Annotated in this window: 17 protein-coding genes; 13 read left to right on the forward strand and 4 right to left on the reverse strand. The window is 62.6% G+C overall.

Annotated features, from left to right (window positions below; translation table 11 throughout):
* Positions 1-151: 151 nt before the first annotated feature.
* The 3 genes from ACUXVH_RS03480 to ACUXVH_RS03490 form a co-directional block, all read right to left on the reverse strand.
* Complete coding sequence (locus ACUXVH_RS03480; RefSeq protein WP_019094533.1) at positions 152-2056, reverse strand: PhoX family protein; 1905 nt, start codon at positions 2054-2056, stop codon at positions 152-154.
* Between the two features lie 84 nt (positions 2057-2140).
* Positions 2141-2905: a TOBE domain-containing protein gene (locus ACUXVH_RS03485; protein WP_445493933.1), complete on the reverse strand. Its 765-nt coding sequence runs from the start codon at positions 2903-2905 to the stop codon at positions 2141-2143.
* A gap of 65 nt (positions 2906-2970) precedes the next feature.
* Positions 2971-3711, reverse strand: a complete 741-nt coding sequence (locus ACUXVH_RS03490) for a ComF family protein (RefSeq protein WP_015637275.1) — start codon at positions 3709-3711, stop codon at positions 2971-2973.
* Between the two features lie 90 nt (positions 3712-3801).
* On the opposite strand from ACUXVH_RS03490, the gene bioB reads away from it, so the two are divergent.
* From bioB to ACUXVH_RS03540, 10 genes are all read left to right on the forward strand, one after another.
* Entirely contained in the window at positions 3802-4857 is a 1056-nt protein-coding gene (gene bioB, locus ACUXVH_RS03495; protein ID WP_011063868.1) for a biotin synthase BioB, read from the forward strand.
* A 123-nt stretch (positions 4858-4980) separates the two neighbouring features.
* On the forward strand, positions 4981-6159 hold the full coding sequence (gene bioF, locus ACUXVH_RS03500; protein ID WP_019094531.1) for an 8-amino-7-oxononanoate synthase: 1179 nt from the start codon (positions 4981-4983) through the stop codon (positions 6157-6159).
* The gene (locus tag ACUXVH_RS03505) at positions 6152-6883 is read left to right on the forward strand and encodes an alpha/beta fold hydrolase (protein WP_041120124.1); all 732 of its coding nucleotides are present in this window, start codon (positions 6152-6154) and stop codon (positions 6881-6883) included. Before bioF ends, ACUXVH_RS03505 begins: the two co-directional genes overlap by 8 nt.
* The gene (bioC, locus tag ACUXVH_RS03510) at positions 6876-7688 is read left to right on the forward strand and encodes a malonyl-ACP O-methyltransferase BioC (protein WP_065365123.1); all 813 of its coding nucleotides are present in this window, start codon (positions 6876-6878) and stop codon (positions 7686-7688) included. Before ACUXVH_RS03505 ends, bioC begins: the two co-directional genes overlap by 8 nt.
* Positions 7685-8365 carry a dethiobiotin synthase gene (gene bioD, locus ACUXVH_RS03515; RefSeq protein ID WP_011063864.1) on the forward strand — a complete coding sequence of 227 codons (681 nt, stop codon included), beginning with the start codon at positions 7685-7687 and terminating at the stop codon, positions 8363-8365. Before bioC ends, bioD begins: the two co-directional genes overlap by 4 nt.
* Positions 8366-8472: 107 nt before the next feature.
* Positions 8473-8769 (forward strand): hypothetical protein, encoded by a 297-nt coding sequence (locus ACUXVH_RS03520; RefSeq protein WP_011063863.1) that lies wholly within the window; start codon positions 8473-8475, stop codon positions 8767-8769.
* Between the two features lie 296 nt (positions 8770-9065).
* The gene (locus ACUXVH_RS03525; protein WP_015637270.1) at positions 9066-10871 is read left to right on the forward strand and encodes a phenylacyl-CoA dehydrogenase; all 1806 of its coding nucleotides are present in this window, start codon (positions 9066-9068) and stop codon (positions 10869-10871) included.
* Positions 10872-11091: 220 nt separating this feature from the next.
* Positions 11092-12384, forward strand: a complete 1293-nt coding sequence (locus ACUXVH_RS03530; RefSeq protein ID WP_011063861.1) for a GGDEF domain-containing protein — start codon at positions 11092-11094, stop codon at positions 12382-12384.
* A 91-nt stretch (positions 12385-12475) separates the two neighbouring features.
* Complete coding sequence (locus ACUXVH_RS03535; protein ID WP_065365124.1) at positions 12476-14272, forward strand: acyl-CoA dehydrogenase C-terminal domain-containing protein; 1797 nt, start codon at positions 12476-12478, stop codon at positions 14270-14272.
* Positions 14273-14455: 183 nt separating this feature from the next.
* Positions 14456-16234 (forward strand): acyl-CoA dehydrogenase C-terminal domain-containing protein, encoded by a 1779-nt coding sequence (locus ACUXVH_RS03540; protein WP_019094528.1) that lies wholly within the window; start codon positions 14456-14458, stop codon positions 16232-16234.
* 237 nt (positions 16235-16471) lie between these two features.
* Here the strand turns inward: ACUXVH_RS03540 and ACUXVH_RS03545 are convergent, their stop codons facing one another.
* Positions 16472-17401, reverse strand: coding sequence for a LysR family transcriptional regulator (locus tag ACUXVH_RS03545; RefSeq protein WP_011063858.1), 930 nt, complete (start codon positions 17399-17401; stop codon positions 16472-16474).
* A gap of 102 nt (positions 17402-17503) precedes the next feature.
* Here ACUXVH_RS03545 and ACUXVH_RS03550 point away from each other — a divergent pair, with 102 nt between their 5' ends.
* Genes ACUXVH_RS03550 through ACUXVH_RS03560 form a run of 3 tightly spaced genes read left to right on the forward strand, consistent with a single transcriptional unit; the run spans position 17504 to position 20207 of the window.
* Positions 17504-18202, forward strand: coding sequence for an MOSC domain-containing protein (locus ACUXVH_RS03550; RefSeq protein WP_065365125.1), 699 nt, complete (start codon positions 17504-17506; stop codon positions 18200-18202).
* Positions 18199-19482, forward strand: coding sequence for an aspartate aminotransferase family protein (locus ACUXVH_RS03555; RefSeq protein WP_041120116.1), 1284 nt, complete (start codon positions 18199-18201; stop codon positions 19480-19482). The genes ACUXVH_RS03550 and ACUXVH_RS03555 overlap by 4 nt, the downstream gene beginning before the upstream one ends.
* Positions 19482-20207: a type 1 glutamine amidotransferase gene (locus ACUXVH_RS03560; RefSeq protein ID WP_011063855.1), complete on the forward strand. Its 726-nt coding sequence runs from the start codon at positions 19482-19484 to the stop codon at positions 20205-20207. The genes ACUXVH_RS03555 and ACUXVH_RS03560 overlap by 1 nt, the downstream gene beginning before the upstream one ends.
* Positions 20208-20266 lie beyond the last annotated feature (59 nt).

Genomic DNA, 20266 nt, shown 5'->3' on the forward strand with positions numbered 1-20266 from the left:
CCTGCGCGCAGCAGGCTGCCGCGTCCGGCCAAGCATGGTAACGCAGACGGGGAGCCAGCGGGGGAGGGTTTGCCGGTGGTTCGGCCGTGCGTCGGGTTCGCAACCCAGCCGGTTCCTGCGGGTGCAGAAGCCGGCCGGGCGCGAGGCGGGGTCAGGCGCCGATGACGCCGCCGTCTTCCCGGGTGATGGCCATGACCGAGGAGCGTGGCTTGCCGTTGGGCAGGTGTTCGGGGAAGGTCGAACCGCCGTTTTCCCCAGGGTGCTGGATACCCACGAACAGGGTCTTCTGGTCCGGGGCGAAGGCGATGCCGGTGACTTCGCAACCCACCGGCCCGACCATGAAACGGCGGATCTCACCGCTGTCCGGGTCGGCGCAGAGCATCTGGTTGTTGCCCATGCCGGCGAAGTCGCCGCTGTTGCTGTAGTCGCCGTCGGTGAGGATCCACAGGCGCCCGGCCTTGTCGAAACCCAGCCCGTCGGGGCTGTTGAACATATTCTGCGGGGTGATGTTGGACGACCCACCCTTGGGTTGGCCGGCGTGCACCCCCGGGTTGCCGGCCACTACGAACAGGTCCCAGGAAAAACTCATGGCACCATGGTCGTCGCCCCCGGTGCGCCAGCGCAGGATCTGCCCGTAGACGTTCTTCTCCCGCGGGTTTGGGCCGCCTACCGGCTGGCCGTCCTCGCCACGCTTGGAGTTGTTGGTCAGGGTGCAATAGACCTGGCCGTCCTTGGGGCTGACCACTATCCATTCCGGGCGGTCCATGCGCGTGGCCTGGACCACGCTGGCGGCCAGGCGAGCCTGGATCAGCACCTGGGCCTGGTCGGCGAAGCCGCTGCTGGCGTCGATGCCGTTCTTGCCGTGGGTCAGCTCGATCCACTGGCCCTGGCCCTTGGGGTGGTCCGGGTTGCCGTCGCCGGCATCGAAGCGCGCCACGTACAGGGTGCCGTGGTCCAGCAGGTCGCGGTTGGCCTTGGGGTTGCGGTGGTTGATCTTGTCGCGGCTGATGAACTTGTAGATGAATTCGCCACGCTCGTCGTCGCCCATGTAGACCACGGCGCGGCCGTCGCGGGTTTCGGCCAGGGCGGCGTTTTCGTGCTTGAAGCGACCCAGGGCGGTGCGCTTGACCGGGGTCGATTGCGGGTCGAACGGATCGATTTCCACCACCCAGCCGTGACGGTTGAGTTCGTTGGGGTTCTTCGCCAGGTCGAACCGCGGATCGTGCAGGTGCCAGTTGATCTCCTTGCTGGCCACCACGGCGCCGTAGCGCTTCTGCGCGGCGTCGAATTTCTGCTCGGCGTTGCTGCTGCCGAAGCAGTCGGTGAAGTTCTCTTCGCAGGTCAGGTAGGTGCCCCATGGGGTCTTGCCGTTGGCGCAGTTCTGGAAGGTGCCGAGGACTTTCCTGCCCTTGGGGTCGGCGCTGGTCTTGAGCAGATCGTGACCGGCTGCGGGGCCACTCAGGCGGATCGGCGTGTTGCCGTGGATCCGTCGGTTGTAGCGTGAGCCCTGGACGAACTGCCACTGGCCATTCTTGCGCTGCACTTCAATCACCGACACGCCTTCGCTGGCCTGGGCCTTGCGCACGTCTTCGGCGGATTGCGGCAAGCCGCCATGGGGGTAGAGGTAGCGGTAGTTGGTGTATTCGTTATTGATGGCCATCAGCGCGCGGTGGCGGTCGTCCGGGAAGGCGAACAGGCTCATGCCGTCGTTGTTGTCGCCAAACTGCACTTCCTGGGCCCGGGCGGTGCCATTGCCGCTGGGGTCGAAGGCCGGGCCGTTCTTGGCCAGGGGCTGGCCCCAACTGATCAGTACCGAGGACTTGTAGCCAGGTGGCAAGGTGATGCTGTCGCTGGTGGCGGCAGGGATGCCGGCAAAGCCCAGCAACTGGCTGGTGCCGGCGCTGACGCTGGCGGCCAGGGCGCTGCGGCTCAACAGGTTGCCGCCCAGGAACAGCGCTGCACCGCACAGGGCGCCGGCACCGATGAAACCGCGGCGGCTGAGGCCGACCAGCTGTTCCAGGTCGGTGGGTTGGTCTTCTTCTAGTAACAGGCTCATATCAGGCTCCCTGCAGGTTTTTGCAGCCACCTTAATGAGCCCCCATGACGAATATGTTGCAGTGAAATGGCGGTGGAGCCTTGGTCAGAGCGGGGTTCCGATCAGCACGTGGGACGGTGAGAACTGCACCTGGACGGTCGAGGACTCCTTCAACTCCAGGGTCTTGAGCAGCAACGGCTCGGCCAGGGCGCACAACGTCTGACCATTGGGCAGGGCAATTCGCACCTCGCAGGGGCCGTCCTCGGCGTCGAGAATCTGCTCGATCGTGCCCCTCAGGCAATTGTGTCCAGTTGTTACTTGGGCGCCCGCGGCTTGTACGTCCAGCCAGCCAGCCTTGATCAGTGCCACCACTTCGATCCCCGGCAGCAGTTCCAGGCGCAGGGTGCTGTCGTGGGTGATCTGCGCCTGGAGTTGCAGGCCCTCGGGCAGCTCCAGGACGATCAGGTCGTTGCAGCCCTGGCTTTCGACAGCCCGGACCCTGCCATGCAACTGATTGCGCGCGCTGGTGCGCAGCATCAGGCGGCTGAGCAAGTCGAGGTCGCTGGTGTCTTCCGCCGCTTCCAGTACCTGGGCCTGCAGAGCTTGCAGGCGCTGGTAAAGACGCAGCACTCGCTCGCCCTCGGCGGACAGCTTGGCGCCGCCGCCGCCCTTGCCGCCGACGCTGCGCTCCACCAGCGGGCTCTGGGCCAGGTTGTTCAGTTCGTCGATGGCATCCCAGGCTGCCTTGTAGCTCAGGCCGGCGCTTTTTGCCGCGCGGGTGATGGAGCCTTGTTCGGCGATGTGTTGCAGCAAGGCAATGCGTTGCGGGCGGCGGACGATGTGCTGGGTCAACAGAGTGGGCAAGGACATGGCGGGGGGCGCTTTGAACACTGGGGGTGGACTGGGAGTTTGCGGCTTGGGCGACGAGAGTCAAGTCAGTCGCCGGTGCCGGGGCTTGGGGTCCTGGCCAGGCAGTAGATATCCACCCGACGGGCACCGGCGTTGATCAGCAAACGGGCAAGGGCCTGGGCGGTGGCTCCGGTGGTCAGGACATCGTCCACCAGGGCCAGGTGTCGTCCTGCAACCTGGGCCTGATCTGCAAGGGCGAAGGCCTGGCGCAGGTTGCGCTGGCGGGCCCGGGCATCCAGGCCCTGCTGGGCGGGGGTGTCTTGGGTGCGCAGGAGGAGCTTGGGTTGCACCACCAATTGCAACGAAGCGCCCAGCCACTGGGCCAGCATGCCTGCCTGATTGAAGCCGCGCTGGCGCAGCCGCCTGCGGGACAGTGGCACCGGCAGCAGGCAATCAGGCCGTGGCAGGCCTTCATCGAAGCGATAGTGGAGGAACTGGCCGAGAAGTTCGGCCATCAGCCGGCCAAAAGGCCATTTTTCATGGTGCTTGAAACGGCTGATCAGGCTGTCCACCGGGAAATCGTAGCGCCAGGGTGCGATCACCCGCTGAAACGCCGGCGGCTCTTGCAGGCACTGGCCACAGGTGAGGCCGGGCCCAGGCAGGGGCAGGGCGCAGACTGAACACTGGGCGCCGAGCCAGGGCAGCTCGTCCAGGCAGGGAGCACACAGGGCCAGGGCCGAATCGCTGGGTTCGTCACACAATAAACATGCCTGATTGTTTTTTAACCAGATGTAAACCGGTCCTTTGTATCTGGGTTGACAGTGCATGACTCTTCCTTAAATATGCCGAACATCCGTGTCGCGGCTGTGGGCTTTCCTGTCCTGCGCCGCTTGCCAAGCATAATCAAGGAATCGCCCATGAGCGCCAGCACCACCGCCACCCTGCGTCATGACTGGACTTTGGCTGAAGTCAAAGCCCTGTTCGTCCAGCCTTTCAATGACTTGCTGTTCCAGGCGCAGACGGTGCACCGCGCGCATTTCGACGCCAATCGGGTCCAGGTTTCCACGCTGCTGTCGATCAAGACCGGCGCCTGCCCGGAAGATTGCAAATATTGTCCGCAGTCCGGTCACTACAACACCGGCCTGGAAAAGGAAAAGCTCCTTGAGGTGCAGAAGGTCCTGGAAGAGGCCGCCCGGGCCAAGGCCATCGGTTCTACCCGTTTCTGCATGGGCGCGGCCTGGAAGCACCCTTCGGCCAAGGACATGCCCTATGTGCTGGAGATGGTCAAAGGCGTGAAGGCCATGGGCCTGGAAACCTGCATGACCCTGGGCCGTCTCGATCAGGACCAGACCGAGGCGCTGGCCAAGGCCGGCCTGGACTACTACAACCACAACCTCGATACCTCGCCGGAGTTCTACGGCAACATCATCACCACCCGCACCTACAGCGAGCGCCTGCAGACCCTGGCCTATGTGCGTGACGCGGGCATGAAGATCTGTTCCGGCGGCATTCTCGGCATGGGCGAATCCCTGGATGACCGCGCCGGCCTGCTGATCCAGCTGGCCAACCTGCCGGAGCATCCGGAGTCGGTGCCGATCAACATGCTGGTGAAGGTGGCGGGTACGCCGCTGGAAAATGCCGAAGAGGTAGACCCCTTCGACTTTATCCGCATGCTCGCGGTGGCGCGGATTCTCATGCCGCAATCCCATGTGCGGCTATCGGCCGGCCGTGAGGCGATGAACGAGCAGATGCAGGCCCTGGCGTTCTTCGCCGGCGCCAACTCGATTTTCTATGGCGACAAGTTGCTGACCACCGCCAACCCGCAGGCCGACAAGGACATGCAGTTGTTCGCGCGCCTGGGCATCCAGCCCGAAGCCCGCGAAGAACACGCCGACGAGGTGCACCAGGCCGCCATCGAACAGGCCCTGGTGGAGCAGAAAAGCAGCGAGCAGTTCTACAACGCCGCCGTCTGACCTTCTGCCGTAGGAGCCGGTTTGCCGGCGAATCTCGCGAGCCTCATGGATTTCGCGTCGCCTGCTTCGCCGGCAAGCCAGCTCCTGGCGATGAACTGTCCGTAAGCCAATATCGAGGCCTGCATGTCTTTTGATCTCGCCGCGCGCCTTGCTGCCCGCCGTGCCGAACACCTCTATCGCCAGCGCCCGCTGCTGCAGAGCCCCCAGGGGCCGCAAGTGGTGGTCGACGGTCAGCCATTGCTGGCCTTTTGTAACAACGACTACCTGGGCCTGGCCAACCATCCGCAAGTGATCGAAGCCTGGCGCTCCGGTGCCAGCCGCTGGGGCGTGGGCGGCGGTGCTTCCCATCTGGTGATCGGCCACAGCACGCCCCATCACGCCCTGGAAGAGGCGCTGGCCGAACTCACTGGCCGCCCTCGGGCGCTGTTGTTTACCACCGGCTACATGGCCAACCTGGGGGCGGTGACGGCGCTGGTGGGGCAGGGCGATACGGTGCTGGAGGATCGTCTCAACCATGCGTCGCTGCTCGATGCGGGGCTGCTTTCCGGCGCGCGCTTCAACCGCTATCTGCACAACGATGCGCACAGCCTGGCCAAGCGTCTGGAAAAGGCCACCGGCAATACCCTGGTGGTCACCGATGGGGTGTTCAGCATGGACGGCGATGTCGCCGACCTGCCGGCCCTGGCTCGGGCAACCAAGGCCCGTGGCGCCTGGCTGATGGTGGACGATGCCCATGGTTTCGGGCCGCTGGGGGCCAATGGCGGCGGGCTGGTGGAGCATTTCGGCCTGGGGCTGGATGAGGTGCCGGTACTGGTGGGCACCCTGGGCAAGGCTTTCGGCACCGCCGGGGCCTTTGTCGCCGGCAGCGAGGATCTGATCGAAAGCCTGATCCAGTTTGCCCGGCCTTATATCTACACCACCAGCCAGCCGCCAGCCCTGGCCTGCGCCACCTTGAAAAGCCTGGAGCTGCTGCGCAGCGAGCATTGGCGGCGCGAGCACCTGGCGGCCTTGATCCGTCAATTCCGCCAGGGCGCCGAGCAGATCGGCCTGCAGCTGATGGACAGTTTCACCCCGATCCAGCCGATCCTGGTGGGCGACAGTGCTCGGGCCGTGCGCCTGTCGCAGATGCTGCGTGAACGGGGAGTCATGGTCAGCGCCATTCGCCCGCCTACCGTGCCGGCCGGCAGCGCGCGGCTGCGGGTGACCTTGTCCGCGGCCCACAGCGAGGCCCAGGTGCAGCTATTGTTAAGCGCGTTGGCAGACTGTTTCAGTGAACTGCAAGCGGAGCCGAGCCATGCGTGATCGACTGATTCTGTTGCCGGGCTGGGGCTTGGGCGTGTCGCCGCTGGAACCTCTGGCGGCGGCCTTGCAGGGGCTGGATGAACACTTGCGGGTGGAGATCGAGCCCTTGCCGGAGTTGACCTCCAGCGACCCGCAGGACTGGCTGGACGAACTCGATGACGCCGTGCCGGACAATGCCTGGCTGGGTGGCTGGTCCCTCGGCGGCATGCTGGCTTCGGAACTGGCGGCGCGCCGTGGTGAGCGCTGCTGCGGCCTGCTGACCCTGGCCAGCAATCCCAGTTTTGTCGCCCATGAACAATGGGCCAGTGCCATGGCCGGGGAAACCTTCGACGGCTTCCTGGCCGGCTGCGCGGCCGATCCGCGAACCACCCTCAAGCGTTTTGCCTTGCTCTGCGCCCAGGGCGCCGCGGACACGCGAGGCCTGTCGCGGTTGCTCCTGAGCGGCGCGCCGACCACGGCGCCGGCGGTGCTGATGGCCGGGCTGGAGCTGCTGGCGCAGTTGGATACCCGCGAAGCCTTGCAAGGCTTTCGCGGGCCGCAGTTGCACTTGTTTGCCGGGCTCGATGCTCTGGTGCCTGCCGAGGCGGCCGGTGAATTGCTGGCCTTGCTGCCGGATATTGAAGTTGGCCTGATTGAACACGCCAGCCACGGATTTCTCCTGGAGGACCCCCATGGAGTGGCGGGAGCGATCCAGGCTTTCTTGCATGAGTCCGGTGATGACTGATCTTTCTCTGACTGCCTTTCCCGGTCGCCTGCCTGACAAGCGCCAGGTCGCGGCTTCGTTCTCCCGCGCGGCGGCCAGCTACGACAGTGTTGCGGAGCTGCAGCGTGCGGTCGGGCAACAATTGCTCAGCCGTCTGCCCCCGGGCCTTGAGCCACGGTGCTGGCTGGACCTGGGCTGCGGCACCGGGCATTTCAGCCGGGTGCTGGGGCAGCGTTTCAGTGCTGCCCAGGGGCTGGCCCTGGATATTGCCGAGGGCATGCTCAATCACGCCCGGCCTTTGGGTGGCGCGGACCATTTCATCGCCGGGGACGCTGAACGCCTGCCGTTGCAAGGCGACAGTTGCCAATTGATCTTCTCCAGCCTGGCGGTGCAGTGGTGCGACGATTTCTCTGCCGTGCTCAGTGAAGCGATGCGGGTGCTCAAGCCGGGCGGCGTGCTGGCTTTTGCCAGCCTGTGCGTGGGTACTTTGCAGGAACTGCGCGATAGTTGGGCGCAGGTCGATGGCCAGGTTCACGTCAATCGCTTCCGTGAGTTCGAACGTTATCGACAGCTGTGTGAAGCCAGTGGCTTGCAAGTGCGCAGTCTGGAAAAGGCGCCCCATGTCCTGTATTACCCGGATGTGCGCAGCCTGACCCATGAGTTGAAAGCCCTGGGCGCGCACAACCTCAATCCCGGACGCCCGGGCGGCTTGACCGGACGGGCGCGGATCGCCGGGTTGATCGATGCCTACGAGGGTTCCCGACAGGCCAAGGGCCTGCCGGCGACTTATCAAGTGGTCTATGCCGTGCTGGAGAAACCGCTATGAGCCCTGCCTACTTCATTACGGGTACCGATACCGATGTGGGGAAAACCACCATTGCGGCCGGCTTGCTGCATGCGGCGCGTCTGGCCGGCCTGAGTACTGCTGCGGGCAAGCCGGTGGCTTCGGGTTGCGAGCTGACGGCCAAAGGCTTGCGCAACGCCGATGCCCTGGCATTGCAGGCGCAGTCTTCGTTGCCGTTGGCCTATGCAGAAGTGAATCCGGTTGCCTTCGAACCGGCCATCGCCCCTCATCTGGCAGCGCGAGAGGCCGGGGTGGCGCTGACCGTGCAGTCGCTGTTGACGCCCATGCGCCATCTGCTGGCCAAGGGCGCGGACTTCACGCTGATCGAAGGCGCGGGTGGTTGGCGGGTACCCCTGGCAGACCAGGACAATCTGTCGGATCTGGCCATGGCGCTGGGGCTGCCGGTGATCCTGGTGGTGGGCGTGCGTCTGGGTTGCATCAATCATGCGTTGCTGACGGCCGAAGCCATCGCTCAGGACGGCCTGCAACTGGCGGGGTGGGTGGCCAATATCATCGATCCAAAGACCTCTCGTCTGGAGGAAAACCTCGCAACCCTGGCCGAGCGCTTGCCGGCCCCGTGCCTGGGCAGGGTGCCGAAACTCAAGCCCGCCAGCGCCGAGGCGGTGGCCGAGCATTTGCAACTGGATCTGCTGGACTAGATTTTGCCTATTGCAAGGCATATTGCCATTAGTGTTTTTGACGGGTGTTTTCTTGACGGGTCTGCTTCAATGACACCTGTCACTCATTCTCAAGGTCGAGTTCTCCCATGCAAATCTCCGGGAACACCGCTTTCTACGCCGGGCTGAACGCTATCCAGACCGGGCAGAATCGCGTCGATCAAGCCGCCGGCCAGATTGCCAGCACTGCAGTTGAACGCTCTGCCGGCAGCCAGTCGTCGGATGTTCAGGTTGACCGCCTGCGCGCTGTGGATCGCAGCCAGGAATCGGATCTGGCCAGCAGCATGGTGGAGATGTCCATGGGCAAGATCCAGGCAGAACTGGGCGTCAATGTCGCCAAGGCCTCGGATGAAGTCCTCGGCACCCTGATCGATACCTACGCCTGATTACCCTCTGCAAAAGCCCGGCCTCCCAAAGAGACCGGGCTTTTTCATGCCTTTTCCGTTGATAGCGGCTCTCGCTGATTCCTTTCCCTGACTGATTGCCGGTGCGTCGGCTCCTACACTTCATGGCAGTGCCGTGGGTGTTCGCCTGCGTATGCATTTTGTTTCGATGACGAAAGGCATTGGCGCGACGCTTGACAAGATTTGGGCGTAAACGTATGTTTCAAACAACTGTTTGACCGCTATAAAAACTCAACGCGGTTGTTCATTCCCGGTTACATCAGCAGAGGTTTATCGCTATGCCTGACTACAAGGCCCCCTTGCGTGATATTCGCTTCGTTCGTGACGAGCTGCTCGGCTATGAGGCGCATTATCAGAGCCTCCCGGCTTGCCAGGACGCCACTCCGGACATGGTTGACGCCATTCTCGAGGAAGGTGCCAAGTTTTGTGAGCAGGTGCTGGCTCCGCTGAACCGTGTGGGCGACCTGGAAGGTTGCACCTGGAGTGAATCCGGCGTTAAGACCCCTACCGGCTTCAAGGAAGCCTACAAGCAATTCGTCGAAGGCGGCTGGCCAAGCCTGGCTCACGACGTTGAGCACGGTGGTCAGGGCCTGCCTGAATCCCTGGGCCTGGCGGTCAGCGAAATGGTTGGCGAAGCCAACTGGTCGTGGGGCATGTACCCTGGCCTGTCCCATGGCGCGATGAACACCATTTCCGAGCACGGTACTGCCGAGCAGCAAGAGGCCTACCTGACCAAGCTGGTGTCCGGCGAATGGACCGGCACCATGTGCCTGACCGAGCCGCACTGTGGCACCGACCTGGGCATGCTGCGCACCAAGGCCGAACCTCAGGCCGATGGTTCCTACAAAGTCACTGGCACCAAGATCTTCATCTCTGCCGGTGAACACGATATGGCCGACAACATCGTCCACATCGTTCTGGCCCGCCTGCCGGACGCACCGGCCGGTACCAAGGGTATTTCGCTGTTCATCGTGCCCAAGTTCCTGCCTAACGCTGATGGCAGCGTAGGTCAGCGCAACGCCGTGAGCTGTGGTTCCCTGGAACACAAGATGGGGATCCACGGTAACGCCACCTGCGTGATGAACTTCGACGCGGCCACCGGTTTCCTCATCGGCCCGGCGAACAAAGGCCTGAACTGCATGTTCACCTTCATGAACACCGCGCGCCTGGGTACCGCTCTGCAAGGCCTGGCCCATGCCGAAATCGGCTTCCAGGGCGGCCTGAAGTACGCTCGCGATCGCCTGCAAATGCGCTCCCTGACTGGCCCGAAAGCGCCGGACAAGGCTGCCGACCCGATCATCGTGCACCCTGACGTGCGCCGCATGCTGCTGACCATGAAGGCCTTCGCCGAAGGCAACCGGGCAATGGTCTACTTCACTGCCAAGCAGGTCGATATCGTCAAGTACGGTGTGGATGAAGAAGAGAAGAAGAAAGCCGACGCACTGCTGGCGTTCATGACTCCGATCGCCAAGGCGTTCATGACTGAAGTTGGTTTTGAATCCGCCAACCACGGTGTGCAGATCTATGGCGGCCACGGCTTCATCGCCGAGTGGGGCATGGAGCAGAACGTTCGCGACAGCCGTATCTCGATGCTGTACGAAGGCACCACCGGTATCCAGGCACTCGACCTGCTGGGCCGTAAAGTGCTGATGACTCAGGGCGAGGCTCTGAAAGGCTTTACCAAGATCGTCCACAAGTTCTGCCAGAACAACGAAGGCAACGAAGCCGTCAAGGAATTCGTCGCACCCCTGGCTGCACTGAACAAAGAATGGGGCGAGCTGACCATGAAGGTCGGTATGGCTGCCATGAAAGATCGCGAAGAAGTCGGCGCGGCCTCCGTGGACTACCTGATGTACTCCGGTTATGCCTGCCTGGCCTACTTCTGGGCCGACATGGCACGCCTGGCGGCTGAAAAGCTGGCAGCCGGCACCACCGAAGAGGCGTTCTACACCGCCAAGCTGCAGACTGCGCGTTTCTACTTCCAGCGCATCCTGCCGCGTACCCGCACTCACGTTGCAACCATGCTTTCGGGTGCCAACAACCTGATGGACATGAAGGAAGAAGACTTCGGCCTGGCTTACTAAGCCCGACCGCAGTGGTTCGAAAAGCCGTTCGCCCCTTGGGGCGAGCGGTTTTTTTATGCCCGCAGAATCTTCATGAAAATTCCCGACTAAATCGCTAAGCAGAAGCGATTTCCTGCCGTTAAAGAGATGGCAATGTGATGTCCATCACACCGCGTGTGCTTAACTTCAACAAATGAAGGCACAATGCCATTCATTGATCAGCCGGGTCGGAGTTTTACCCTTGCCGCGTTCTTTCGCTGTACGTTTCAGTCACTTTGTACCGTCTTTACTGCTTCTGCTTGCGGGGCTGGCGGCCGCCTACGTCAAGGACCTCAACGTCTTCTTCACCTCGCTGTTCAACGTGCTGCCAACCTTGGTGCTGTTGCTGGGCGGGGCGTATTGCGCGGTGTATCGGCGCCAGCGCGAACTGTTCTTGATGGTCACCGTGTACATCGCCTATTTCCTGCTGGACACCCAGACCGACTACTACCGGGACAACGGCAGGGTCCGGGAAGACGCGGCGGTGGTGTTCCATCTCTGCTGCCTGTTGCTGCCCCTGTTGTTCGGCCTGTTCGCTGCCTGGCAGGAGCGCACGCACCTGTTCCAGGACATGGTGGCGCGTTTTGCCGTGCTGCTGGCTTTCGGCAGTGTGGCTCTGGGGCTCGAGCAGAGTTACCCGCAGGCTCTGCTTAACTGGTTGGCGGAGATCCGCTGGCCGGCCCTGCATGGCAGTTGGATGAGTTTGATCCAGTTGTCGTATCCAGTGTTCTTCGCAGCCTTCCTGCTGCTGGCGATCCAGTACTGGCGCAGCCCGCGTCCGCTGCACGCGGCGCAGCTGGTGGGGCTTCTGGGGCTGTTCTGGATGCTGCCCAAGACCTTCATCCTGCCGTTCACCCTGAACATCATGTGCAGCCAGGTGATGCTGATGATCGCTGCTGCTGTCGCCCACGAGGCCTACCAGATGGCGTTCCGCGACGAGCTGACCGGCCTGCCGGGACGCCGCGCGCTTAACGAGCGCATGCAGCGCCTGGGGCGCAACTATGTGCTGGCGATGACCGACGTCGATCACTTCAAGAAATTCAATGACACCCACGGGCACGATGTGGGCGACCAGGTGTTGCGCCTGGTGGCCAGCAAGCTCTCGAAAGTCACCGGAGGCGGCCGGGCCTACCGTTACGGAGGCGAGGAGTTTGCCGTGGTGTTCGCCGGCAAGACCATGGACGAATGCATGCCGCATCTGGAGATGATTCGCGAGATCATCGCCACCTACAACATTCAATTGCGTAATCAGGACAACCGCCCTCAGGACGACCAGCAGGGTCGCCAGCGTCGCGGTGTCGCTGCCGCGTCCAGTGTCTCGGTGACCATCAGTATCGGCGTCGCCGAGCGGTTGGCAGAGCACCGGACTCCGGAGGAAGTGCTCAAGGCTGCAGACCAGGCGCTCTACAGCGCCAAGGGAGCGGGGCGTAACTGTGTCATTGCATTCGGGCAGAACCGCCGCGGTGCGGTGCGCATGGATACAGCTGCGGGTTGAGTGATGATGGCGCATTCAGCGCCTGCACAGTCATTGGCAGGCTGAGGGCGGCGGCAGTAGGTTGGTCTGATCTGCTGCCGGAGAAACCACCATGCCCGAGTATCAAGCCCCCTTGCGCGACATGCGCTTTCTGATCGATCACGTCTTCGACTTTCATGCCAGTTACGCGGCGTTGGGGGCCACTGACGCCAGCCCGGACATGGTCAGTGCCATCCTCGAGGAAGGCGCGAAATTCTGCGAAAACGTCCTGGCCCCGTTGAACCGTTCCGGTGACGAGGAAGGTTGCCACTTTGATAACGGCGTGGTCACCACGCCCAAGGGCTTCAAGCAGGCCTTCGCCCAGTACGTTGAAGGCGGCTGGCACGGGTTGGCCGCCGATCCGGCCTATGGCGGCCAGGGACTGCCCCACTCGCTGGGGCTGGTCATCAGCGAGATGGTGGGCTCCAGCAACACCTCCTGGGGCATGTACCCGGGCCTGACCCACGGTGCCATGTCGGCTATTCATGCCCACGGCAGCGCGGAACAGAAGCAGTTGTACCTGGGCAAGCTCACCGCCGGGCAATGGACCGGCACCATGTGCCTGACCGAAGCCCATTGCGGCACTGATCTTGGCATCATCAAGACTCGCGCGGTGCCCCAGGCAGACGGCAGCTATGCGGTGACGGGGAGCAAGATCTTCATCTCCGCCGGCGAGCACGACATGAGCGAGAACATCGTTCACCTGGTGTTGGCCAAGCTGCCGGACGCGCCGGCCGGAACCAAGGGTATTTCGCTGTTCATCGTGCCCAAGTTCCTGCCGGATGCGGCAGGTGAGGCCGGCGAGCGCAATGGCGTGAGCTGCGGCTCCATCGAGCACAAGATGGGGATCAAGGCGTCCGCGACCTGTGTACTGAACTTCGACGGTGCCAGGGGCTTTCTGATTGGTCAGGCCAACAAAGGCCTGAACTGCATGTTCACCATGATGAACCACGCCCGCCTGGGGACCGGAATGCAGGGCCTGTGTCTGGGTGAAACCAGCTTCCAGGGGGCGATCAGATACGCCAACGATCGTTTGCAGATGCGGTCGCTGACCGGCCCCAAGTCTCCGGACAAGGCGGCGGACCCGATCATCGTCCACCCTGATGTGCGGCGCATGCTGCTGACCATGAAGGCGTTCAACGAAGGCAACCGGGCCCTGGCCTACTTCACCGCCCAGTTGCTGGATGTGGCGCATCTGAGCCGCGATGAAGCCCAGCGCCAGGACGCCGAGAACCTCCTGGCGTTCCTCACCCCGATCTGCAAGGCCTTCATGACCGAGACCGGGCTGGAAGTGACCAACCACGGCATGCAGGTGTTCGGCGGTCATGGGTTTATTCGCGAATGGGGCATGGAGCAGTTGGTACGTGATTGCCGCATTGCTCCGATCTATGAAGGTACCAATGGCATCCAGGCCCTGGACCTGCTGGGCCGCAAGGTGCTGGGCAGCCAGGGCAAGCTGCTGCTGGGCTTTACCCGGATTGTGCACAAGTTCTGCAGCGCGCATGCCGAGCATCCGCAGCTCCAGGCTTATGTCGCGCAACTCGATGCCTTGAACCGTCAGTGGGGCGAGTTGACCACCAAGGTCGGCATGGCAGCCATGAACAACCCCGACGAAGTGGGGGCCGCGGCCTTGGATTACCTGATGTACAGCGGCTACATCGTCCTGGCCTATTTCTGGTTGCGCATGGCTCTGGCCGCACGGCAGCAACTGGACGCCGGGCAGGGCGACCAGGACTTCGCCACCGCCAAGCTGATCACCTGCGAGTTCTATTTCAAGCGCCTGCTGCCCCGTACGGGGGCTCATCGGGCGGCCATCGAGGCCGGCAGTGATTGCCTGATGAAGCTTCCCGCGCAGTTGTTCGCCTTGTAACTGCTAGGGCGGCACGAACAAAGCCCGCTGCTGCGGGTTTTTTCGTGCTGGGGAATATCTGTGACTAAAAATTACATAAAGGTCACTAGTTGACCCTATGTGTCGCAAAAGTTGTTCGGGTACACTCTGGTTTTCTAAATGGGTCCGTTTCGGCCCGCTTTTTTAGTTCTTGCGAGGTTTGCCATGGCTGACTACAAAGCGCCCTTGCGCGATATGCGCTTCGTCCTCAATGAAGTTTTCGAGGTCGCCAAACTCTGGGCCCAGTTGCCGGCTCTGGCTGAGACTGTGGATGTCGAGACGGTCGAGGCGATTCTGGAGGAAGCGGGCAAAGTCACCGCCAGAAGCATCGCTCCGCTGAGTCGCGGTGCCGACGAGGAAGGTTGCCACTGGGACAACACCGTGGTGACCACCCCTGAAGGTTTTCCACAGGCCTATCAGACCTACGCCGAAGGTGGCTGGGTCGGCGTGGGTGGCGATCCCGAGTTCGGCGGCATGGGCATGCCCAAGGCGGTATCGGCCCAGGTCGAGGAAATGGTCAACTCCGCGAGCCTGGCCTTTGGTCTGTACCCGATGCTGACTGCCGGGGCCTGCCTGTCGATCAACGCCCATGCCAGCGAAGAGCTGAAAGCCACCTACCTGCCGAACATGTATGCCGGTGTCTGGGCAGGCTCCATGTGCCTGACCGAGCCCCATGCCGGTACCGATCTGGGGATTATCCGCACCAAGGCCGAGCCTCGGGCCGACGGTTCCTATGCCATCAGCGGAACCAAGATCTTCATTACCGGTGGTGAGCACGACCTGACGGAAAACATCATTCACTTGGTGCTGGCCAAGCTGCCGGATGCGCCGGCTGGTCCCAAGGGTATTTCCCTGTTCCTGGTGCCCAAGTTCATGGTCAATGCCGATGGCAGCCTGGGCGAGCGCAACCCGGTGACCTGTGGTTCGATCGAGCACAAGATGGGCATCCAGGCTTCGGCCACGTGCGTGATGAACTTCGATCAGGCCATCGGTTACCTGGTGGGTGAACCGAACAAGGGCCTGGCGGCCATGTTCACCATGATGAACTACGAGCGTTTGGGGGTAGGTATCCAGGGGCTGGCCACTGGCGAGCGTTCCTACCAGAACGCTATTGAATATGCTCGTGATCGCCTGCAGAGCCGCTCGCCTACCGGCCCGCAAGCCAAGGACAAGGTAGCCGACCCGATCATTGTGCACCCGGATGTGCGGCGCATGCTGCTGACCATGAAGGCTGCAAACGAAGGCGGCCGGGCATTTTCCACCTACGTGGCGATGCAGTTGGATACCGCCAAGTTCAGCGAAGATCCGGATACCCGCAAGCGCGCGGAAAGCCTGGTGGCATTGCTGACCCCGGTGGCCAAGGCTTTCCTGACCGACCTGGGTCTGGAAACCACGGTTCATGGCCAGCAGATCTTCGGCGGCCATGGCTATATCCGTGAGTGGGGCCAGGAACAACTGGTGCGCGATGTACGGATTACCCAGATCTACGAGGGCACCAACGGTATCCAGGCTCTGGATCTGGTGGGACGCAAGATCGTCGGGAGCGGCGGTGCGTTCTATAAGCTGTTCGCCGACGAGATCCGCCATTTCACCGCTACGGCGGATGAGCAATGGGGGGAGTTCACCCGCCCGCTGAACGCGGCGCTGGACAATCTGGATGAGCTGACCGCCTGGGTATTGGACCGGTCCGCCAGCAACCCCAACGAAATCGGGGCAGCGTCGGTGGAATACCTGCAGGTATTTGGCTACACCGCCTACGCCTACATGTGGGCACTGATGGCCAAGGCTGCGTTGGGCAAGGAGCAGGAAGACGACTTCTATGCCAGCAAACTGGGGACGGCGCGGTTCTACTTCGCCCGCCTGCTGCCGCGTATCCACTCGCTTAGCGCCTCGGTCAAGGCCGGTAGCGAATCGCTGTTCCTGTTGCAGGCTGAGCAGTTTTAACCCGCAGGGGCGTTTGTAAGTCATCTCTTACATAACGTGCTGCTGATCGTCCATATCGGTAGATGACGGCTGAAGCTAATCTACTTCACATGGACGTCGCGCAGGAAGCGCAAAGCAACAACACGGACACGTAGGATTCCGCCAGGATGGTGGAGTGAAAAGGATGTCAGGGAAACAGTCTGCAAAGCCCCGCTTCGGCGGGGTTTTCTTTTGTCCGGGTTTTTTATTTTGGCGGGCTTATCCCGGCACCTCCACGGCGGAAGTTCCCCCCAGGCGCGGTTCCTGCGCATTCATCGAGTCTTCCAACAAACTGCGCAGCAGCTCCAGCGTCCCCTGTTGACGCTGCAGATCCCGGCAGACCAACCCCACCTTTAGCGGCACCCTGGGCTCGCTCAGTGGTTTCCACAACAGTTCCTTGTTGCCGTGCTGCTGTTGGGAGCGCCCGGGAAGCACGGTGGCCAGCCGTGTATGGGGCAGGCTGTCGAGAATCCCGGCCATGTTGTTCAGCTCCGCCTGCACCTGCGGGCGCCGCCCCAGATTGGCCAGTTGAGCCTGCCAGATCTGGCGGATCTGGAACTCCTCTCCCAACAACAGCATCGGCAACTCTGCTGCCTGGCTCATGGAGACCTTCTTGAACTCGCGCAGCGGATGCTGCTCCGGGATGACCAGAGTCAGTTCATCTTCGTACAGCGGTACCCCATGCAGACCTGGCTGGCGTGGCGGCAAGTAGCTGATGCCGATATCCAGCGAGCCATTGAGCAGGCGTCTTTCGATCTCCAGGCCGGTCAATTCATAGATCTGCACCACAAGATGGGGCTGGGCCTTGCGTACACGCTCAAGCATCTGCGGCACCAGGCTGGTATGCACGGTTTGCAGTACGCCGATCGCCAAGGTGCGCAGCGCCTGGCCCTTGAAGTTGCGCAAGGCTTCGCGGGCCTGTTGCAAGCCGTCGAGCAGGGGCAGGGCGTGGTTGTACAGCGTATGCGCCGCCAGTGTCGGCAACAGGCGTTTACTGCTGCGCTCGAACAGGCTGACGTCGAGGTTCTGTTCCAGCTGGCGGATCTGCTGGGAAAGCGCCGGTTGCGAGATCGACAGCCGTTCGGCGGCACGTCCCACATGACCTTCTTCATACACCGCGACGAAATAACGCAGCTGCTTAAAATCCATAAGTATTTCTTATCGAAAAAGCTTAAAAAACGAAATGGCCCGAAGCCCCTGAGGGGCCTAGTCTAGCGCCTATTCACAAGGCTTACAGGGCCACGAAGGGCGATGAATACCGTTTGCGTCGATGGTGTTTACATAGGCAAGGCAAAAAATCTCGGCCAGGGTCTGGTCAGCGACACTGACAAGTACCCGGTTGCCAACCGACTCTGGTTGTGGCCACAAGGCCTGGGCAGCGATGAGCACGGCGATCCGCGCTTTCACACCGGTCCCGAGCGCGCCTTGCATCATTACCCCGCTGAACACTATGACCACTGGCGCAAACGTTACCCACAGTTCGCCTGGTGCGCGCCGGCCTTCGGTGAAAACCTGTCCACCCGTGGCCTCACCGAAGAACAGGTGTGCCTGGGCGATCTGTTTCGCTGGGGCGGTGCGCTATTGCAGGTCAGCCAGCCGCGTTCGCCCTGCTATCGCCTGAGCCATCGCTGGGGCCTGGCCAATCTGCCGCAACAGGCCCAGGACAATGGTCGTTGCGGCTGGTTTTACCGGGTCCTCAAGCCAGGTTTCGTACAAGCGGATGAACCTTTTGAACTGATTCAGCGCAGTTACCCCGGCCTCACCGTGGCCTGGGCCCTGCGCTGTTTTTTCCAGGAACCTCTGGAGCATGCTGGCTTGAAAACCCTCATTGATTGCCCGGCGCTTTCCTCGCGCTGGCGTGATATCGCTATCAAGCGCATGCGTACTGGCCGGGTTGAAGACTGGTCCGCGCGCCTGCTGGGGCTGCCGCTGGAGGGCCTGCGGGCATGAATCTGTTCAACCTGCGCCGCACTGTGCCGAGCCTGGAAGATCTGGCCGCCGAGCCCTATGCAAACGCTTCGGCCCCGGCCTTTTCCAACGAGTGCCTGATGCCCAGTGTGCAGCGTCCCCAACCGGTCTTCGTGCGCGGCCAGGGCTCTTGGCTGTGGGACAGTGAAGACCGTACTTACCTGGATTTCACCCAGGCCGGGGCCGCCAACAGTCTTGGCCACAGCCCGTCGGTCCTGGTCGCCGCGCTTGCCGAGCAGGCGCAGTCGCTGATCAACCCGGGTTCCGGGTTCTACAATCGGGGCATGCTCAAGCTGGCCGATCGCCTGTGCCGCAGCACCGGCAGCGACCAGGCCTACCTGCTGAGCAGCGGCACTGAAGCTTGCGAGGCCGCAATCAAGCTGGCGCGTAAATGGGGGCAACTGCATCGTGGCGGCGCGGCTGGCATCATCACCGCCAGCCAGAGCTGCCATGGTCGTGGCTTTGCTGCGTTGTCGGCGGCTGGCAGCGGCGCTCCGGGCAATCGTTTCGGCCCCGGGCTGCCGGGTTTCAGCCAGGTGCCGTTCAACGATCTGCCGGCTTTGCACGCGGCGGTGGATGCGCAAACCGTGGCGATCATGCTGGAGCCGATCCAGAGTGAGGCTGGTGTCATTCCGGCGACCGAGCATTACCTCAAGGGTGTCGAGCGCCTGTGCCGTGAACTGGGCATCCTGCTGATTCTCGATGAGGTCCAGACTGGCATCGGCCGCTGCGGCACCCTGCTGGCCGAACAGCTGTATGGCGTGCGTGCCGACATCATCGCTCTGGGCAAGGGGCTCGGCGGTGGCGTGCCACTGGCGGCGCTGCTGGCACGGGGCAAGGCCTGCTGTTTCGAGGCGGGCGAGCTGGATGGCACTCACCATGGCAATGCGCTGATGACCTCGGCCGGCCTGGCGGTCCTGGACAGCTTGCAGGAGCATGGCTTTCTTCAGCAGGCGCGCCATAACGGCCAGTACCTGGGGCAGGAACTGACCCGCCTGGCGAGCCGGTATGCACAGGGCCAAGTGCGGGGGCAGGGTTTGTTCTGGGGCATGACCCTGGCGGATGAGTCCGCCGACGCGGTGGTCAAGGCCGCCTTGCATGAAGGCTTGCTGCTCAGCGCGCCGCAACCGGACTGCCTGCGTTTTACCCCGGCATTGAGTGTCAGCAAAGGCAATATCGACGAGATGCTCCTGCGCCTGGCTCGGGCTTTTTCCCGGGTGCGCACGGCGCAATTGCACTGTCGCAAGGGAGTGGCCGTCTGATGCGTGTACTGATCCTGCAACATTCGCCTGCCTCCGGGCCGGGGCGGATCAACCAGTGGCTGCTGGAGCGGGCGAGCGCCGTGCACATCTGCCATCTGTACGCCCAGGCACGTTTGCCGCGGCTCGACAGTTTCGACCTGCTGATCGCTCTGGGTGGGCCCATGAGTGTGCACGACGAGGCCCAGACTCCGTGGCTGGCTGCGGAAAAACGCCTGTTGCGCAAGGCCCTGTCTGCCGGCAAGCGCGTGCTGGGCATCGGCCTGGGTGGCCAGCTCCTGGCGCAGGCGCTGGGGGCGCAGGTTCGCCCCAGTGCAGCGCGGGAGATTGGCTGGTGGCCTGTGGAAAAGTACCCCAACGCCCAGGACTCGCCTCTGGGGCTGGCCTTGCCGGAACGTCTGATGGCCTTTCATTGGCACGGCGAAAGCTTCGATCTGCCCAAGGGCGCGTTGCCGCTCTATCGCTCGGCGGCCTGCGATCACCAGGGCTTTATCTGGCAGGAGCGGGCCATCGGCTTGCAATGCCTGTTGCAGAGCGACTTGCACAGCATCGAGGCACTTTTGCAGGCGCGCCCCAACGGTTGGCTGAGCGCTGAACACAGCGCCGAGCCCGATAGCGTCGAGGATCAACAGGCGATTCTCGCCGGAATCCCGCATTGCAGTGGTCTGGCACCCACTCTGTTCCGGGTGCTGGATTACCTTTCCGGGCCACATGCGACCTTACGTTGACTGACTTCCTGAACCGTCTCGCGGTATAACGCATCGCCCCGTGTCCGATTTTTCGCACG

The sequence above is a fragment of the Pseudomonas sp. 8(2025) genome, from assembly GCF_052665325.1.

What these genes read in the sequence shown, in the direction of transcription:
- ACUXVH_RS03505 (WP_041120124.1), top strand. Translation starts at nt 6,152, where the DNA reads ATGCGTGATCGACTGATTCTGTTGCCGGGCTGGGGCTTGGGCGTGTCG.
- ACUXVH_RS03545 (WP_011063858.1), bottom strand. Translation starts at nt 17,401, where the DNA reads ATGGATTTTAAGCAGCTGCGTTATTTCGTCGCGGTGTATGAAGAAGGT.
- ACUXVH_RS03560 (WP_011063855.1), top strand. Translation starts at nt 19,482, where the DNA reads ATGCGTGTACTGATCCTGCAACATTCGCCTGCCTCCGGGCCGGGGCGG.
- ACUXVH_RS03520 (WP_011063863.1), top strand. Translation starts at nt 8,473, where the DNA reads ATGCAAATCTCCGGGAACACCGCTTTCTACGCCGGGCTGAACGCTATC.
- bioC (WP_065365123.1), top strand. Translation starts at nt 6,876, where the DNA reads ATGACTGATCTTTCTCTGACTGCCTTTCCCGGTCGCCTGCCTGACAAG.
- bioD (WP_011063864.1), top strand. Translation starts at nt 7,685, where the DNA reads ATGAGCCCTGCCTACTTCATTACGGGTACCGATACCGATGTGGGGAAA.
- ACUXVH_RS03535 (WP_065365124.1), top strand. Translation starts at nt 12,476, where the DNA reads ATGCCCGAGTATCAAGCCCCCTTGCGCGACATGCGCTTTCTGATCGAT.
- ACUXVH_RS03555 (WP_041120116.1), top strand. Translation starts at nt 18,199, where the DNA reads ATGAATCTGTTCAACCTGCGCCGCACTGTGCCGAGCCTGGAAGATCTG.
- ACUXVH_RS03490 (WP_015637275.1), bottom strand. Translation starts at nt 3,711, where the DNA reads ATGCACTGTCAACCCAGATACAAAGGACCGGTTTACATCTGGTTAAAA.
- ACUXVH_RS03540 (WP_019094528.1), top strand. Translation starts at nt 14,456, where the DNA reads ATGGCTGACTACAAAGCGCCCTTGCGCGATATGCGCTTCGTCCTCAAT.
- bioF (WP_019094531.1), top strand. Translation starts at nt 4,981, where the DNA reads ATGTCTTTTGATCTCGCCGCGCGCCTTGCTGCCCGCCGTGCCGAACAC.
- ACUXVH_RS03485 (WP_445493933.1), bottom strand. Translation starts at nt 2,905, where the DNA reads ATGTCCTTGCCCACTCTGTTGACCCAGCACATCGTCCGCCGCCCGCAA.
- ACUXVH_RS03525 (WP_015637270.1), top strand. Translation starts at nt 9,066, where the DNA reads ATGCCTGACTACAAGGCCCCCTTGCGTGATATTCGCTTCGTTCGTGAC.
- ACUXVH_RS03550 (WP_065365125.1), top strand. Translation starts at nt 17,504, where the DNA reads ATGAATACCGTTTGCGTCGATGGTGTTTACATAGGCAAGGCAAAAAAT.
- ACUXVH_RS03480 (WP_019094533.1), bottom strand. Translation starts at nt 2,056, where the DNA reads ATGAGCCTGTTACTAGAAGAAGACCAACCCACCGACCTGGAACAGCTG.
- bioB (WP_011063868.1), top strand. Translation starts at nt 3,802, where the DNA reads ATGAGCGCCAGCACCACCGCCACCCTGCGTCATGACTGGACTTTGGCT.